Annotated in this window: 18 protein-coding genes; 17 read left to right on the plus strand and 1 reads right to left on the minus strand. The window is 36.5% G+C overall.

Translation table 11 applies throughout. The features are described 5' to 3' along the window. The first annotated feature begins 250 nt into the window (after positions 1–250). From NBH07_RS01015 to NBH07_RS01080, 14 genes are all read left to right on the plus strand, one after another. Positions 251–772, plus strand: a complete 522-nt coding sequence (locus NBH07_RS01015) for an acyltransferase family protein (protein WP_009017867.1) — start codon at positions 251–253, stop codon at positions 770–772. A gap of 87 nt (positions 773–859) precedes the next feature. Then, positions 860–2,389, plus strand: a complete 1,530-nt coding sequence (locus NBH07_RS01020) for a polysaccharide biosynthesis protein (RefSeq protein ID WP_008778277.1) — start codon at positions 860–862, stop codon at positions 2,387–2,389. A gap of 111 nt (positions 2,390–2,500) precedes the next feature. Next, entirely contained in the window at positions 2,501–3,652 is a 1,152-nt protein-coding gene (locus NBH07_RS01025; RefSeq protein WP_005868195.1) for a glycosyltransferase, read from the plus strand. Beyond that, entirely contained in the window at positions 3,649–4,710 is a 1,062-nt protein-coding gene (locus NBH07_RS01030) for a hypothetical protein (RefSeq protein WP_005856270.1), read from the plus strand. The genes NBH07_RS01025 and NBH07_RS01030 overlap by 4 nt, the downstream gene beginning before the upstream one ends. Before the next feature lie 8 nt (positions 4,711–4,718). Beyond that, positions 4,719–5,621, plus strand: coding sequence for a glucosamine inositolphosphorylceramide transferase family protein (locus NBH07_RS01035; protein WP_005856272.1), 903 nt, complete (start codon positions 4,719–4,721; stop codon positions 5,619–5,621). Continuing rightward, positions 5,618–6,793, plus strand: coding sequence for a glycosyltransferase (locus NBH07_RS01040; RefSeq protein ID WP_156682637.1), 1,176 nt, complete (start codon positions 5,618–5,620; stop codon positions 6,791–6,793). Before NBH07_RS01035 ends, NBH07_RS01040 begins: the two co-directional genes overlap by 4 nt. Positions 6,794–6,802: 9 nt before the next feature. Beyond that, positions 6,803–7,222, plus strand: a complete 420-nt coding sequence (locus tag NBH07_RS01045; protein WP_005856277.1) for an FAD synthase family protein — start codon at positions 6,803–6,805, stop codon at positions 7,220–7,222. 9 nt (positions 7,223–7,231) lie between these two features. Further along, positions 7,232–8,062 (plus strand): LicD family protein, encoded by an 831-nt coding sequence (locus NBH07_RS01050; RefSeq protein WP_005856279.1) that lies wholly within the window; start codon positions 7,232–7,234, stop codon positions 8,060–8,062. A gap of 48 nt (positions 8,063–8,110) precedes the next feature. Then, a complete protein-coding gene (rfbF, locus tag NBH07_RS01055; RefSeq protein WP_005856281.1) occupies positions 8,111–8,926 on the plus strand; it encodes a glucose-1-phosphate cytidylyltransferase in 816 nt (271 codons plus the stop codon). 15 nt (positions 8,927–8,941) lie between these two features. Next, a complete protein-coding gene (gene rfbG / locus NBH07_RS01060; RefSeq protein ID WP_005856283.1) occupies positions 8,942–10,009 on the plus strand; it encodes a CDP-glucose 4,6-dehydratase in 1,068 nt (355 codons plus the stop codon). A gap of 7 nt (positions 10,010–10,016) precedes the next feature. Beyond that, positions 10,017–10,925, plus strand: coding sequence for an NAD-dependent epimerase/dehydratase family protein (locus NBH07_RS01065; RefSeq protein ID WP_005856286.1), 909 nt, complete (start codon positions 10,017–10,019; stop codon positions 10,923–10,925). 11 nt (positions 10,926–10,936) lie between these two features. Then, positions 10,937–11,506 (plus strand): dTDP-4-dehydrorhamnose 3,5-epimerase, encoded by a 570-nt coding sequence (gene rfbC / locus NBH07_RS01070; RefSeq protein WP_005856288.1) that lies wholly within the window; start codon positions 10,937–10,939, stop codon positions 11,504–11,506. A 3-nt stretch (positions 11,507–11,509) separates the two neighbouring features. Further along, positions 11,510–12,307, plus strand: a complete 798-nt coding sequence (locus NBH07_RS01075; protein WP_005856290.1) for a hypothetical protein — start codon at positions 11,510–11,512, stop codon at positions 12,305–12,307. 222 nt (positions 12,308–12,529) lie between these two features. Next, the gene (locus NBH07_RS01080) at positions 12,530–13,342 is read left to right on the plus strand and encodes a glycosyltransferase family 2 protein (RefSeq protein WP_005868212.1); all 813 of its coding nucleotides are present in this window, start codon (positions 12,530–12,532) and stop codon (positions 13,340–13,342) included. 44 nt (positions 13,343–13,386) lie between these two features. Here NBH07_RS01080 and NBH07_RS01085 read toward each other — a convergent pair whose 3' ends face one another. Next, positions 13,387–13,524 carry a HepT-like ribonuclease domain-containing protein gene (locus tag NBH07_RS01085; protein ID WP_095231483.1) on the minus strand — a complete coding sequence of 46 codons (138 nt, stop codon included), beginning with the start codon at positions 13,522–13,524 and terminating at the stop codon, positions 13,387–13,389. A gap of 86 nt (positions 13,525–13,610) precedes the next feature. Here NBH07_RS01085 and NBH07_RS01090 point away from each other — a divergent pair, with 86 nt between their 5' ends. The 3 genes from NBH07_RS01090 (at position 13,611) to NBH07_RS01100 (ending at position 16,871) form a co-directional block, all read left to right on the plus strand. Beyond that, entirely contained in the window at positions 13,611–13,784 is a 174-nt protein-coding gene (locus NBH07_RS01090; protein ID WP_005856296.1) for a hypothetical protein, read from the plus strand. 120 nt (positions 13,785–13,904) lie between these two features. Then, positions 13,905–15,662 (plus strand): aspartate--tRNA ligase, encoded by a 1,758-nt coding sequence (gene aspS / locus NBH07_RS01095; protein WP_005856298.1) that lies wholly within the window; start codon positions 13,905–13,907, stop codon positions 15,660–15,662. Positions 15,663–15,773: 111 nt separating this feature from the next. Continuing rightward, entirely contained in the window at positions 15,774–16,871 is a 1,098-nt protein-coding gene (locus tag NBH07_RS01100) for a Nif3-like dinuclear metal center hexameric protein (protein ID WP_009017869.1), read from the plus strand.

Here is a 16,871-nt window from a genome sequence, read left to right on the forward strand (position 1 = left end):
TAACAGGGATTTCTCGGTTGAGTATGCTTTGGAAATAGCTTGTACATTGGTGAGACCACGGTGTGATCTGATAATGGGTGTAGGAATTATGTGAATAAAGTTCCTAATAACATTACATTGGACACAGATAATGTTAAAATCAAAATTGATTGTTAATATGACTAGGTTTAGGGTACTGCAAAGAGCCTCCCCTAGAGTGTACGCCTTGTATTGAGTTTGCATAATATTTAAATGATTTATTAATAGAGAGATGAGAGAACGTATTGTTGCCTTCGACTATTTAAGGGCTCTTGCTATTACCGGTATATTGCTATGCCATTTTTGTCATAATTATAATTCAATTTCATTTTTAGGACATTATTTCGGAGGTGTCTTTGTAACATTGTTTATCGCAATGTCTGGTATGCTATTTGGTATTGTATGGAATAATAATAGCCGGATGGAATATGATATGTCTTTTCTGAAACAAAGATTTTTTAAACTTTCAGTTACATATTATCCATTTCTGATTTTAATGTTTGCATTCCTTTATTTTGTGGATGATTATCATTTCAATGTAAAAAATCTGTTCCTAATAAATATGTTTCATTTTTGTTTTTTTATTAGTTTTGAGATATATTTGATGTTTGAGGTTGTTAGTGAAGGACGTTATTCCTTAATGCGTATTATAGATAATCCTTTTTTTGCTTTTGTAGTGTATGTGATTTCTAGTGTATTATTGGGTTGTATATTGCATTTTGTTGTAAAATACATAAAAAAATATGTGCTTTAATTGCTCTTAAGTCATGAAATATTATTCTCTGCATTGTCTGGTGTGTCTTAATAAAGTGTGTGCTTTGGATTGTTCGATTACGATTTTATGTCTGCAAATTCCGAAAACAATAAGCGAATAGCTAAGAACACGTTGTTCCTCTACATGCGCATGCTTCTGATTATGGGGGTGACGCTGTACACCAGTCGGGTCGTGTTGAGGGTTTTGGGTGTAGAGGATTTCGGCATTTATAATGTGGTGGGAGGGGTAGTTTCCATCATGAGCTTTTTTATTTCTAGTTTATCTAATGTTACCCAACGATATATGAATATAGGTTTGGGAAAACAAGACTTAATGGAGACAGGATGTGCTTTTAGACAGAGCCTAACCCTCATGTGGCTGTTATCCGTATTATTATTGCTGTTTGGTGAAACATTGGGACTTTGGTTTGTATACAATAAGTTAGTGATACCTCCAGAGAGGTTAGGTGCTGCCGTTTGGGTATATCATTTTTCATTGATCTCCATACTTTCCGCTATTAATCAAGTCCCATTAATGGGGGCTATAGTTGCGCATGAGCGAATGAATATATATGCCTATCTTGGTCTTTTTGAGGCTTGTGCTCGATTATTCATAGTCTATTTGCTTGAAGCTTTTGGAACAATCGATTCGTTGATATTGTATGGTTTGCTTATGGCTATAGTTTCTGTCTTCGTCTGGCTAATTTATGCGATATATAGTGTAAGGTCATTTACCGAATGTAAATTTAGGTTTTATTGGAATTATAGTTTGGTCGCAGAGATGTCAAAGTTTATAGGTCAAAATTTATTTGGCTGTTTCGCTTGGTCTGCAGGTGTACAAGGAACAAATATCCTTTTAAATATATTCTTTGGTCCCGCTGTAAATGCGGCACGAGCGGTTTCTGTGCAAGTAAGCGCAGTTGTTACACGTTTTACTGAGAATATGATGACAGCGGTTAAACCTCAAATAATTAAATCATATGCTTCCGGTGATTGTGAATACATGGTGACACTAATTGAGAAAAGCTCTAAATATGCTTATTTCTTAGCGGCCTTGATAGCTATACCTGTAATGGTTGAGATAGAGTTTATACTGGAGGTTTGGTTAGGTGAGGTTCCAAGCCATACTATATCATTCACTCGTCTTGTTCTGTGTGAATCCTTGATAGGAGTATTTATACCACCTCTATGGATGGCGGCAAATGCAACTGGACATATAAAAAACAGTCAAGTATATGGTAGAATGTTCACGTTGGCGATATTACCTATAAGCTATCTTTTGTTAAGATTGAATGCTAATCCGCTTGTCCCATTTATTGTTGCGGTTTTAGCAAATGTAGGATATTGGTTTTATAGTTTGTGTGATATTCATAGGCAAATACAGTTGAATATGAGAAAATACTTTCGAGATGTTGTTAGGCCTATATTAATTTTTACATTCTCATTGGTGTTAGTCGGTTCTATATTGATGTTAATCGAACCTAATGATTCAGTTTTTCGTTTCTTGATAGTTTTTTCGCTTTCCGTATTTATTGGCTTTAGTGTTATTTATAGTTTGTTGCAATCAAGTGAGCGTATGATATTGCATGCGGCTCTAAAACGATTTGTTGTTAAATAGTTGTTTTTGTTATTAATAGAGTAAAAATAGTATATAAGCAATGTAGGGTTATTGAATCATGTTAAGTAACTAGAATATATTTGATGTAATTTGAATTTAAATTATTTATATATGACTTGTGGCAATAAAAAAAGAATTCTGTTCGTGATGCAAAGCCTTTATGATGGTGGAGCGGAAAAATTATTGGTGGATATGCTTAATAATTTTGATTATAGTAAATATGATATAGATCTTTTGTTAGAACATGATTTTGGAAATTATGCAAATCTAGTGCCTTTAGAAGTGAGAAAAATAATATTATTCTATAATATTAATAGACCCTTATTAGAAAGAATGATAGGAAAAATAATGTCCTATTTTGGTTTATATTATTTTTATATATTATTTTTTAGAAGACAGATAATAATTGATAAGATGAAAGGTGAAAAGTATGATACGATAATATCTTTTTTAGAAGGACGGAGTTTGGTGTATCATAGCTTTATATTGAAGCAAGGAATTAGGCATTTATCTTGGGTGCACGTAGATCTGTTTAATTTCCATTGGACAAAAAGGTATTTCAAAAGTAATAAGCATGAGAAGAAATGTTATGAATTAATGGATGATGTGATCTTTGTGTCTAATGATGCGAAAAATAAATTTCAACAACTTTTTAATGTGACTACATCCACAAAAGTAATATATAATTTGATAGATTGTAAGACAATTGTCTTGCGGGCAAATGAGTTTAAAGTTGAGAAAAGGAAATTTACGGTTTGTCTAGTAGGAAGATTGGTTAGACAAAAACAATTTGATAGTATTATAAGAGTTGCTAGAATTTTTGTAGATAATGGATATGATATAGATTTTTGGATTGTTGGTGCAGGTTGTTTGGAGTCAGATCTTAGTAAAATGATCCATGATTTACATTTGGATGATAATGTACACCTTTTAGGTTATAAGCCTAATCCTTATGTCTATATAAAGTGTGCGGATTTATTTGTGAGTTGTTCTTTGGCAGAGGGATTTTCTTTAGTTGTGGCGGAAGCATTATGTCTGGGAAAAGCAATTGTGTCTACAAAAACAGTTGGTCCAGTAGAGCTTTTAGGGTCAAATTCCGAGTATGGGGTTTTGGCAGACAATGATGATGAATCTCTGTATAATGCAATTAAATTATTTGTCAATGATTATAATAAGGTCTTTGTCTATCAAGATAAAGCAGCAAAACGTTCTTTGATGTTTGATGTTGAAAAAACAATGAATGAAATATATAGTATTTTATGACTGGCTCATTTGTTATTAAGAAGAATAGAATTTTAGAGATATTGTTCTTTATTATAATATTTCTTGTTAATCTTAAAATGACACTAAATATATCAGACTTTGCTACAGCTAATTTATCTATACTTATTATTGGTATTTCTTTTATTTCGTTGCTTTTTACAAAGATAGATGATAATATTTATTGGATAGTTCTATTTTTTATACTTTCATTGTTTCGTGTGGAAGCATCTAAAATGTTGTTTGTGTCATTGCTGGTATCAATATCTAGGAATCTTTATATTGATAAAATGGCTAAATATTCTTTTTGTCTAACTGTATTATTCTTAATTATAAATTACGGTTTATTGATTTTAGGAGTGTTGCATGAAGAATATTCTGATTTTTTCTATAAGTCTGGAGGCGTTGTTAGTGATATGGGATATGGAAATCCTAACCTGTTTTCATTGTATTTGTTTTTCTTGGTTATTTTTCTTGTGGTTTTAAAGAAAGAAATTAATACATTTCTTGTCGCTTTTATAGTCTTTGTTATATATGAATCATTTTATTCTCGTACGGTTCTGTTCTCTGGCTGTATTCTGCTTGTTTTATCTTTTGTTCAAAAAACAAATTTAAAAAAATGTTTCTTTAATAAATATATATTGTTGTCTTATCCATTTGTGATACTATTCTTTTTTATTGTTGTTTTGTTTAATGAATCAGAGTATTCTTTTATTCATGAAATTAGTTCTGGTAGATTAAGGTATTCTTTGCTCGTATTTGGCGAATTAACTCCGAATAATTTGTTGATTGGTGCAACTAATATTGATGAGTCTATTATAATAGATGTTGCGTATATATCATTGCTGCTGTCTTCTGGAATTTTTTCTTTAGCATATTTGTATAATCTATATTGTAAGGCTGTTTCTAAGTTTGATTATAATTTGATTCTCATTCCTGTAATGCTTCAATATTTATTTTTGAGTTTGTCCGAAAGTGCTATTATTAATACATATCTTTGGGGAGGTCTGTTTTTTTGGATAGTAATGTCGGGTAAGTATTCTTGTGGTAAAACCAATTAATTATTTATATGTTTTTTGATTTAAAGAAAAAAATATCTTATAAAGAATGGAATGTGGGATTTTTTAATGCTATTCCAGAAGATTTAGTCAGTGATAATATTGATTTGTCTAATATCACTTGGTTAAGGAGAGACTCTAAATTTCATTGTTATGCAGATCCATTCATTTTAAATGTATCTGACTGCACTATTGATTTGCTTGTAGAAGATATCTTGTTAGGTAGTAAAAATGTAGCAACAATATGTCATTTGTCTGTCGATAAATGTACAGGTGAAATAATTGAAAAATATACGTTGATAGATGATAATATACATAACTCTTATCCCTTGATTATTAGAGGTGATACTCTTGATGAGGTTTATATTGTTCCTGAAAATTCGTATTCTACAGAACTTAATGTTTATAAGTATAATACTTTGTTACATTCTTGTGAACATTTCAGTACTATGCTTCCTGTTGCAGTTGCGGATGCTACAATCTTGCCTTATAATGGAGCCTTTTATCTTTTTGCAACTTCAAGAAATGCATATAATAAGGATTTGTATATGTGGACTTCAAATAATAGATTATATGGATACGATTTGTCTCCAATATTAATAAAATCTAATTTGTTTGGGAGCAGAATGGCTGGTGATTTCATGTACGTAAATAATACTGTATACAGACCAGCTCAGGATTGTTTACAAGGGTATGGTAAAGGTATTATTCTGTATAAAGTTGAGGATATTTCAGATAAGTCCTATAATGAAACAAAAGTAATATCCCTTTATCCTGATTCCTCGTCATATTACTCGGATGGTTTGCACACGATAAATTTTTATAAAAGCATATGTGTTATAGATGGTTATAAGAATCACTATATTCCTTTTCAGAAAATATATCGTAAATTATTTGATAAGTATAGATCATGAATATCTTGTTTATTAGTTTATTAGATCCTTCTGAATCAGGTAGTGGCAATCAAAAAGTCACTTTGTTGTCTGCCAAATATTTGTCTAGTGTTGGAATTCATTGTTTTATAGCTTATTTTAAAGATTCTGAATATAGTTCCTCTCAATTAGTCTTTGATGCGAAATTTAAAATTGATTATAATGATTTAGATGGTTTCCGTTCTTTTCTTATTGATAATGAGATTTCTATTATTCATAATCAGGCATCAAGAGCTGTTAATATGAAATTCCTTGGTCAAGCTGTTGCGGGATTAAAAGTGAAAATTATATCAGTTTTGCATAATCTTCCAGGAACAGAGAATATTAGATATAATAAGCAATCTCTTTTGTTTCAAGTTCTTAATAGGCGGATTTCTTTTAAGTGGCTTATTTATCTTTTATTGTTATTCTTCTACCCTATTACTCGTTTTCTAGTTAAATATACTACCAAAAGGAAGTATAAATCTATCTATAAATACTCAGATGCTTTAGTTCTCCTATCTGATGCTTATATACCCATTTATAGATCTATTGCTAATTTGAAGGATTCTTCTAAGATGGTCTCAATTCCCAATTTTCTCTCATTTGATTATGTTGAGCGTAACTATTCTAAAACAAATGAATTGCTAATTGTGGCTCGATTTGATGAAATATCTAAGCGTATATTACTAGCATTAAAAATTTGGAAACATTTTTTATCTACTTATGACGTGAGAGATTGGTGTTTAACTATAGTTGGTTATGGAGAGTGGGAATCTGTTTATAAAGACTTTATAAATAAAAATGATATTGTAAATGTGAAATTGGTTGGGCGTGATGATTCAAAGAAATATTTTGAACGTTCGTCAATACTAATGTTTACCTCTTTATTAGAAGGTGCTCCACTAAGTCTGCTTGAAGCTATGCAGATGAAAGTAGTCCCTATTGCTTTTGATGATTGTATGGCTATTCGAGGTTTCTTAATTAATGATGTTAATTCAAAAGTTATTAAGTCTTTGGACATATCTGAATATTCTCGCTCGATTTATGACTTAATTACTAATGAAAAATTGCGTTGTAAACTTTCAGATAATGCTTTTAATTGTCTCCATTATTTTACTGTAAAAAATGTTATGCTAAGGTGGGTGGATTTGTATAATAGTTTGTTGAAATAATATATAATTATGTGTCACGAAAATTTTATTATTGGATACACTTCTGGAGTGTTTGATATGTTTCATATTGGTCATTTAAACATACTAAAACGAGCTAAGGAATTGTGTGATTTTTTAATTGTTGGTGTTAGTACCGATGAATTGGTAAGAGAGTATAAGCATAAAAGTCCTATAATCTCTTATGATAATCGTAAGGCAATTGTTGAGGCTTGCAAATATGTAGATAAAGTAGTTCCTCAAGTTAATCGAGATAAAATGTCTGCTTATCATCGTTTGCATTTCGATGTGATGTTTGTTGGTGATGACTGGAAAGGTAATTCTTTGTTTCAGGAAGTAGAAGCTGAGTTGAATAAGAATGGAGCTAAAGTTGTTTATTTTCCTTATACTAAAGGTATTTCTTCTACTATATTGCGTGATAAACTAGTTTAAATTACTACTATGAATGTTGATATTAAAGATTTTCAATATAAAATATTAGAAATAGCGTTTTATTTTGATGAGTTTTGTAAGAAATATGATATAGAATATTATTTAATGGGTGGAAGTGCTTTAGGTGCTGTTAGGCATCATGGCTTTATTCCATGGGATGATGATTTTGACGTTTTTATGACTTTTAATAATTATCATAAGTTCCTTCATTATGCTTCTATACATCTTGATACAGAAAAATTTCATCTTCAAAGAGAAAATTCTACTGAGTGGCCTTTGTTTTTTTCTAAGTTAAGAATGAATGGAACAACTTGTATTGAAAAAGGATATAATAAAATGCATCAAGGTATTTATATTGATATAATGTGTTTGTATAATGTATCACCTAATAAGTTTGTTCGTTATATTCAATATTTATCCGCTCAAATTTTAAAAGCTACATCTCTTTATTTGGTAGATTACGATTCTGATAGCTTTTTCAAGAAAGTATTTATTAATTCTTGTCATTTTGTTGTAGGTACTACAGCAAAAAACTTTTTATTCAAAATATTGAATCACTTTTCAACTAAAAATACGTTACTTGTTGGCCATTTTTTTGGAAAGGCTCCGTTTCCCAAAACGAGTTTTCCTCGTAAATGGTTAGGAATTCAGCGCTATGTGAATTTTGAGAATCTCCTTTTACCTATTCCTTTTGAAGCGGAAAAATATCTTTCTCTTAGGTATGGTAGCGATTTTATGAAAATCCCTAATTCTGATATTTTTACAGAATATCCTATTCATGCAGTTTTTGTTGATATACATAATGATTATACAATTTATAAAGACAAGTTTAATTCTTAATTATCTTAGCTTTAGCTGATTACTTAACTGAAAAATCTTTTCTTTATCATGAAAGTAGTACTTCTTGCAGGAGGTTTCGGTTCTCGTATATCTGAGGAATCTCAGTTCAAGCCGAAGCCAATGATTGAGATTGGTGGTATGCCAATCTTGTGGCACATTATGAAAGAGTATGCCTATTATGGTTATACCGAGTTTATCATTTGCGCCGGTTATAAACAGGAATATATTAAGGAGTGGTTCGCCAACTATTTCCTTCATAACTCTGATGTGACTTTCGACTATCGTGGTGGCAACAACGAAATGACCGTTCATCAAACTAATATGGAGCCTTGGAAAGTCACAGTCGTTGATACGGGCTACAACACTATGACTGGAGGTCGTATTAAGCGTATCCAGAGATATATAGAGAATGAGACTTTCTTGATGACATACGGCGATGGTGTTTGTGATGTAGAAATTGATAAATTGGTGGAGTTTCATAAGAGCCATGGCAAGCTTGCGACCCTTACGGCCGTCAAGATAGCACAAGATAAAGGAGTCTTAGATATTACTAAAGATCAAGCCGTAAGGGCTTTTCGGGAAAAGAACGCCTCTGATGGCGCTCCTATTAATGCCGGCTACATGGTGTTGGAACCCGAGGTTTTTGATATGCTGGAAGGGGGTGACTCTTGTGTCTTCGAAAAGACCGCACTAGTCAAGTTGGCGCAAGAGGGTCAGTTGATGTCTTACATCCATACTGGTTTTTGGCAGTGCATGGATAATATACGTGAGAAATCTATGCTTGAAAAACTGCTTGCCGAGGATAAAGCTCCTTGGAAGCGTTGGGAGCGCTCTGTTCCGGAAATACCAGATTACGCAAAATAATAAGTTATCATACGAATGGGAAATATATTGGATTTTTATAAAGGCAAGAGGATTTTCCTTACAGGCCATACCGGCTTTAAGGGCTCTTGGATGTGTAGGATGCTCGCTAATGCCGGAGCGATCGTTACAGGATATTCACTGAAAGCCCCAACAGAACCATCGCTATTTCGAATTGCCAATATTGAAGATGACATACATTCCGTGATTGGCGATATACGAGATTATACCTCTCTAAAGAAGGCTTTTGATGAGTCTCAACCAGAAATTGTACTGCATCTTGCCGCTCAGCCCATTGTTAGAGATTCTTATAAAGATCCTGCCTATACCTACGAGACAAACGTGATGGGTACCGTGAATATTCTTGAGTGTGTTCGCAATAATTGTTGTGTGAAGTCTTTCTTGAATGTCACTACGGATAAAGTGTATTTGAATAGGGAGTGGAGTTGGGGCTATAGGGAGAATGAGGAATTGGATGGGTATGATCCTTATTCAAATTCCAAATCCTGTTCGGAGCTGGTGACTCATAGCTACAAGCGTTCTTTCTTCACAAATATTGATGGTCTGCCTATTATTCCTATTTCTACTGCTAGAGCGGGTAATGTGATAGGTGGTGGAGATTTCGCCAATGATAGAATAGTACCTGATTGTATCCGTGCGGCTGTAAAACATGAGGATATTGTTGTGCGTAATCCATACTCTACCCGTCCTTATCAACATGTTCTAGAACCTTTGTATGCTTACCTGCTGATAGCGATGAAGCAATATGAGGATATCGGTTTTGCGGATTATTATAATGTAGGTCCCGATGATGTGGATTGTTTTCAAACAGGCGCTCTTGTTGAGCTATTTGTGAACAAGTGGGGCGAAGGTATGAGGTGGGTGAACAAGTATGACGGTGGTCCTCACGAGGCTAATTTCTTGAAGCTTGATTGCTCTAAATTGAAAAAGACTTTTGGATGGAGCCCTCGATGGAATCTGGATGAGGCAATGGAAAAGATTGTTGAATGGAGTAAGGTTTGGCTAGCAGGTGGGGATGTTCGTGTTTGTATGGATAAACAGATAAATGAATTTTTAAACGTATAACGATAATATGAAGAACGTAATCGTCACAGGGGGCAATGGTTTTATAGGTAGTTCACTTATAAAGAAATTGATAGAAAAAGGTACTAGGGTTGTTGCTGTTGATATTACCTTTCATGGCAATCGTTTGCCTGATTCAAATCTTATTACGAGGATAGAATCAGGGGTGAATACATCTCTAGTCGAAAGACTGCCAGTAATTGAATATGACTCTTTCTATCATTTTGCGTGGAAAGGTGTAAATGGGGCTGATAAAGCAGATCCTACGGTTCAATTATCAAATATTCAGATGGCAGTAGATTGCGCTAATATTTGCAAGAGGCTAAATGTGAAAAAATTTCTTTGTGCGGGTACTGTAGCGGAGAATGTAGCATTTAGTTTGTCGCATCTGAAAAAAACGACTGGTGGAATGATGTATGGTGTGGCTAAGCATGCTTGCAGAATAATTTTGGAAGATTATTGCAAGAATATCGCTCAACAGTTTGTGTGGATGCAGTTCTCAAATATATACGGTGTAGGTAATAAAACGGGCAATTTGGTTAGTTATACGTTAGGTGAGTTGATGGCTGGTAAAGAAGCAGCATTTGGTCCTGCTTTACAACCATATGATTTTATTTATGTGGATGATCTTATAGAAGCTGTATATCGTCTAGGCTTTAAGGAAACTAATAAGCCATTCTATTATATAGGCTCTGGCAATCCTAAAGTCTTGAAAGATTATCTTATTCGTATAGGAGAACTAGTTGGTTGCGCAGATAAGGTAGGGATAGGAGTCCGTGAAGATGATGGTGTAAAGTATACAATGGATATGTTTGACAATAGTAACTTGGTTAGTACTATTGGAGAATATGCGTCTATAGACTTTGATAAAGGCATTAATAAAACTATTAATTGGCTTAAAAACTCTTTGATGTTATAGCGGAATTAGTCATGATACAGAAATTTGAATTCAAGGGACTTGATATGAAGGGGGCATATGAGATAACTCCCTTCTATGCCACAGACGAACGTGGTGGCTTTATAAAGGATTACAATATTGATGCATTTAAGCAAAATGGTATAGATCATGAACTTAAAGAGGTGTTCTATACCATTAGTAAAAAGGGTGTAATTCGTGCGATGCACTTCCAGCTTGTTAAACAGCAAGCCAAGCTTGTTCGTTGTATAAGTGGCCATGTGTATGACGTAATCATAGATCTTCGCCCTGATTCGCCAACATTTGGTAAATGGCAAGGTTTTGATCTGACCGGAGAGAATCAGAAGGCTCTATACATACCTCAGTATTTTGGCCACGGCTATTTGGTGCTGGAGGATTCTGTCGTTAGCTATAAATGTGGTGAGGTGTTTTATGGTGAAGGTGATGCCGGCATAATGTATAATGATCCGGATATGGCTATAGAGTGGCCTTTCGATAAGATTGGCGGTATTGAGAAATTGATCATTTCTGACAAGGATAAAAACTTGATGAGTTTGAAGGAATATATAGAAAAAGTACAATAGCTGATGGATAAGCGACTTTCTATTTATGTTAGTTCTCCTGATTCGTATTCTGATGTGCTTGCCGTATTTTTAAAAGGGTATCGGAGATATTGGAGTGATTGTCCCTATGAGTTTATTCTAACCACCAATACCAAATCGTATGAAGGTATTACTTGTATATGCAATAATAAGCAAAATGATACTTGGGTTGAGCGTACTATAGCGGCTTTGCCAGTTATAAAATCGAAGTATGTAATGTTGATGTGTGATGACATTATCTTGAGTGACAATGTTGACAATTCATTAATAGAGCGGTTACTTGACTATATGGATAGCCACGAGATAAGGTATTGTAATTTAGGCCCTACTCCTAAAGGATCTAAAATTAAATCTTTTCCTTTATTGCGTAGTGTCAATAAGCAAATCCCCTATGCTATCAATCTTCAATTTGGAATATTTCGAAAGGATCTTTTTGTTGAGCTGTTAGGCGATGGCTCTCTTAGTGCATGGGATATTGAAAACTCAATAAATGAACAAGCCGCTGTTGCTCCATCAGAGGATTATAAAGATGTGGTGGCAGTTTCAGAATATATCTTGCCATATATACATGGAGTATATAAAGGTAAATGGATTAGGCATGCTGTTGAAAATTTGAGTAGATTGAGCTTGTATATAGATTCTGGTAGAGGCATTGTTCCTCTCTCTCAACAGATAAAGATTGATATGACTAATTGGCTTCAGTGGAAAATATCACCTAAGCAACGGAGAGCGCTAAAAAATGTCTTAAGTAGAGTGGGTATGAAATTTGCAACGAAGAGATGAGCTGGTGTAATGTGGTTATGAAGAATGTTTATGTTTTTTAATTCTGTAAATCAGAGAGTTGTTTTTTTTATGAGGCAGATTAGGATCATGAGAATGAGAAAGATAGATTTGAGACGGTTCTTTACGTACAGACTCTGTAAAGAGTCAATCTTCAAGTGTTCCGGATACATCTTATATGTACATATAGAAATTTTTCTTATATAATACTTTTCCTGAAAGTCTATGTTATTTTCCGTATTACTTTCTTTATATCATAAAGAGAGCCCACTATTTTTACGTCAAAGTCTGACCAGTATCTTCACGCAAACGCTATTGCCTATAGAAGTTGTCTTGGTGGAAGATGGTCCTTTGACGGATGAGCTGTATGCGGTCATAAAAGAATTCACAAGCCAGCATCCTGAGTTAAAAGTGATTTCTTTGCCCACCAACCGAGGTCTCGGCAAGGCTCTTAACGAGGGGCTGAAGCATTGTTCGTATGACCTTGTGGCTCGTATGGACACGGATGATATCGCTAAGCCGGATCGTTTTGAGAAGCAATTGGCGATATTTTTGGAACATCCGGAAATTGATGTAGTGGGGGCTTGGATCGATGAGTTTGAAGGGGAGGTATCAAATGTACTTTCCATGCGGAAAGTGCCGGAGCAGCATGAAAATATCTTGAGGTTTGCCAAGGGAAGGTGTCCGGTGAACCATCCGGTGGTGATGTTTCGGAAGTCGGCCGTGCTAAAGGCTGGAGGATATAAGCATTTTCCTTTGTTCGAGGATTATTATCTGTGGGTACGGATGCTGATGAATGGTGCCCGGTTCTATAATATACAAGAGAGCCTGCTCTTTTTCCGCTTCTCGCCGGATATGTTTCGGCGGCGGGGAGGATGGCGGTATGCCGTAACGGAAGTGAGGTTGCAGACGCTGTTTTACAAGATGGGTTTTATCGGCTTTTTCTCCTTGCTAAAGAATGTCTGTATTCGCTTAGTGACCCGTCTTCTCCCTAATGGCTTGCGTTCGTTGCTCTATAAGAGGCTCATCCGGGGGTAAATAGCTTTTTGTCCTCATCCACAGTATCGCTCACGGAAGGTGTCTCAAATATCAAATAACATTTTATCAATAGTCATTTTTATGGCTGGCAGATTATTTTTCATCACATCAAACACTATAACAGCGTCTATATCGAAATAATGATGTGCTATAATGTCTCGCATTCCCATAACTCCTTCCATGTTCACGGACAATGTCGCTATCGCTATAAACCATTGGCAGTACTTGCTTGTTTAATAGCCATTATTACGTTAATAAAATAGAGAATATGAGAACAAATGATTCAAAAACATCCGTAGACTCTAAATTGGAGGAGATGGAGGAAAAGTATCCTGTAGAGCAAATCGCTGTTAAAAATGAGAAGAAAATAACGGCCAAGGATGTAAAGGAGGCTGTGAAAGAGATTAATCCCGATACGGACAGCTTGGGTAGCAGAGGGTAAAACGTATTTTAATTTGCTTAAAAGAATAATTATTAAGATTTATAGTATTATCTTTGTGGTTGCGGTTTGTAATAAACCGAGGTATAAAGATTGGTAAATCTAGCAAATTAAATAATAAAGATGTATAGAACAAGAACTTGTGGCGACTTGCGCCTTGCGGATGAAGGTCTGGTGGTTACACTGGCCGGTTGGGTGCAGAAAACCCGCAAAATGGGAGGAATGACATTTGTCGATATCCGCGACCGTTATGGTATTACTCAGTTGGTATTTAATCAGGAGGTTGATGCAGCTCTTTGCGAAAAGGCGAATAAACTGGGCCGTGAATTCGTGATTCAGGTTACGGGTACGGTTCGTGAGCGTTCCAGCAAGAATGCGCATATCCCGACAGGTGATATTGAGTTGATCGTTTCTGAATTAAATGTCCTGAACACTGCGCTTACCCCTCCGTTCACGATCGAGGAGGAGACAGATGGTGGTGATGACTTGCGTATGAAATATCGTTATCTGGACTTGCGTCGTGCTTGCGTTCGTAAGAATCTGGAACTTCGTCATAGAATGGCGTTCGAGGTTCGCCGCTATTTGGATGAGCAAGGTTTCTTGGAGGTAGAGACTCCGGTTCTTGTAAATTCTACCCCGGAGGGTGCCCGTGACTTCGTGGTTCCTTCCCGTATGAACCCGGGACAGTTCTACGCTTTGCCTCAGTCTCCACAGACCTTGAAGCAATTGTTGATGGTTTCCGGTTTCGACCGTTATTTCCAGATCGTAAAATGTTTCCGTGACGAGGATTTGCGTGCGGATCGCCAGCCGGAGTTCACGCAGATCGACTGTGAGATGAGCTTCGTGGAGCAAGAGGATGTCTTGAATATGTTCGAGGGCATGGCGAAACATTTGTTTAAGGTAATCCGTGGTGTCGAGTTCAAGGAGTCGTTTATGCGTATGACTTGGCAAGATGCTATGAAACAATATGGTAGCGATAAACCGGATTTGCGTTTCGGCATGAAGTTCGTCGAGTTGATGGACATCATGAAAGGCCATGGTTTCTCCGTATTCGATAACGCTGCTTACATAGGGGGTATCTGTGCGGAAGGTGCTGCAAGCTATACCCGTAAACAACTGGATGCGCTGACTGAATTCGTGAAACGTCCGCAGGTAGGTGCTAAAGGTTTGGTTTACGCCCGTGTGGAAGCGGATGGTAACGTGAAATCAAGCGTAGATAAATTCTATAGCCAAGAGGTTCTTCAAGAAATGAAGAATGCGTTCGGCGCTAAGCCGGGTGATTTGATTTTGATCCTTTCCGGCGACGATGCGATGAAGACTCGTAAGCAACTTTGCGAGTTGCGTTTAGAGATGGGTAATCAATTAGGCCTTCGTGACAAGGATAAGTTCGTTTGCTTGTGGGTAATCGACTTCCCGCTGTTCGAATGGAACGAGGACGATCAACGTTTCTACGCTATGCACCATCCGTTTACCTCTCCGAATCCGGATGATATACCGTTGTTGGACACGGATCCGGGCGCTGTTCGTGCGAATGCGTATGATATGGTTATCAATGGCGTTGAAGTGGGTGGTGGTTCTATCCGTATCCACGACAGCCAATTACAGGATAAGATGTTCAAGCTGTTAGGATTCACCGAAGAAAGAGCGCAAGAGCAATTCGGTTTCTTGATGAATGCGTTCAAGTACGGAGCGCCTCCTCATGGAGGTTTGGCTTATGGCTTGGATCGTTTCGTGTCTTTGTTCGCCGGTTTGGATTCTATCCGCGACTGTATCGCTTTCCCGAAGAACAATTCTGGACGAGATGTTATGCTCGATGCTCCGGGTGTCTTGGATCCGGCCCAGTTGGACGAACTGAATTTGATCGTTGATATCAAGAAATAATCCAATCTGAAATTCCATTCGAATGGGAATCTTATTCCATCTGAATGGAATTTTCTTTTCTTCCGAAAGGAATTACTTTTTCTCCCGAACATAAATCAAAAGATATTTAGCATGGTAAAGGTTAAAGATATATTGAGAGAAATCGAGCATTACGCCCCGCTGCCGCTTCAAGAAGGTTTTGACAATGCGGGTGTGCAAGTTGGCGACGTGAACCAGTATGCGACGGGTGTGTTGCTATGCCTAGATGTTACCGAGGAGGTGCTTGATGAAGCGATCGAGATGGGATACAACCTGATCATCTCTCATCATCCTTTGGCCTTTAAGTCGTTTAAGTCGTTGACTGGCTCCAATTATATCGAGCGTTGCATGATGAAGGCGTGTAAGTATGATTTGGTGGTTTATGCCGCCCATACCAATCTTGATAATGCCGTAGGAGGCGTGAATTACCGTTTGGCAGAGTTGATCGGCTTGCAAAATGTACGGATCTTGAGCCCCCAAAAAGGCGCTTTGCTGAAGTTGGTGACGTTTGTCCCCGAGGCTTATGCCGAGATCATGCGGAATACCTTGTTCAATGCCGGTGCGGGAAGTATCGGGAACTATGATGCTTGCAGTTATAATTTACATGGCGAGGGAACATTCCGTGCCAATGCGGGATGCAATCCGTTTTGTGGTGAGATCGGCGAGTTGCATGTAGAGAAAGAGGTGCGTATCGAGATGATCCTTCCGGCATTCAAGAAGACGGCGGTGACCCGTGCCCTGTTATCCGTTCATCCGTATGAGGAGCCGGCTTTTGATTTTTATTCGTTATCAAACACATGGGAACAGGCAGGTTCCGGTGTAGTGGGAGAGTTGCCTGCCGAGGAAGATGAGTTGAGTTTCTTGTTGCGGATCAAGGCCCTGTTTAACGTCGGTTGCGTGAAGCATTCCCCATTTACTGGTAAGCCTATCCGAGAGGTCGCTATCTGCGGAGGCAGCGGCGCTTTCTTGATCAAGGACGCTATCGCGTATGGTGCCGATGTCTTTATAACGGGGGAGGCGAAGTACAACGATTTTTACGATGTGGAGGACCGGATTCTACTGGCGGTTATCGGTCATTATGAATCGGAAATCTGTACAAAAGACATATTTTATAACATAATATCGAAAAAATTCCCTACCTTTGCGGTACATTTTTCGAATGTTAATTCAAACCCAGTAAAATATTTATAG

Origin of the sequence: Parabacteroides sp. B2-S-102 (assembly GCF_023656665.1) — a bacterium.
Taxonomy (GTDB): domain Bacteria; phylum Bacteroidota; class Bacteroidia; order Bacteroidales; family Tannerellaceae; genus Parabacteroides; species Parabacteroides distasonis.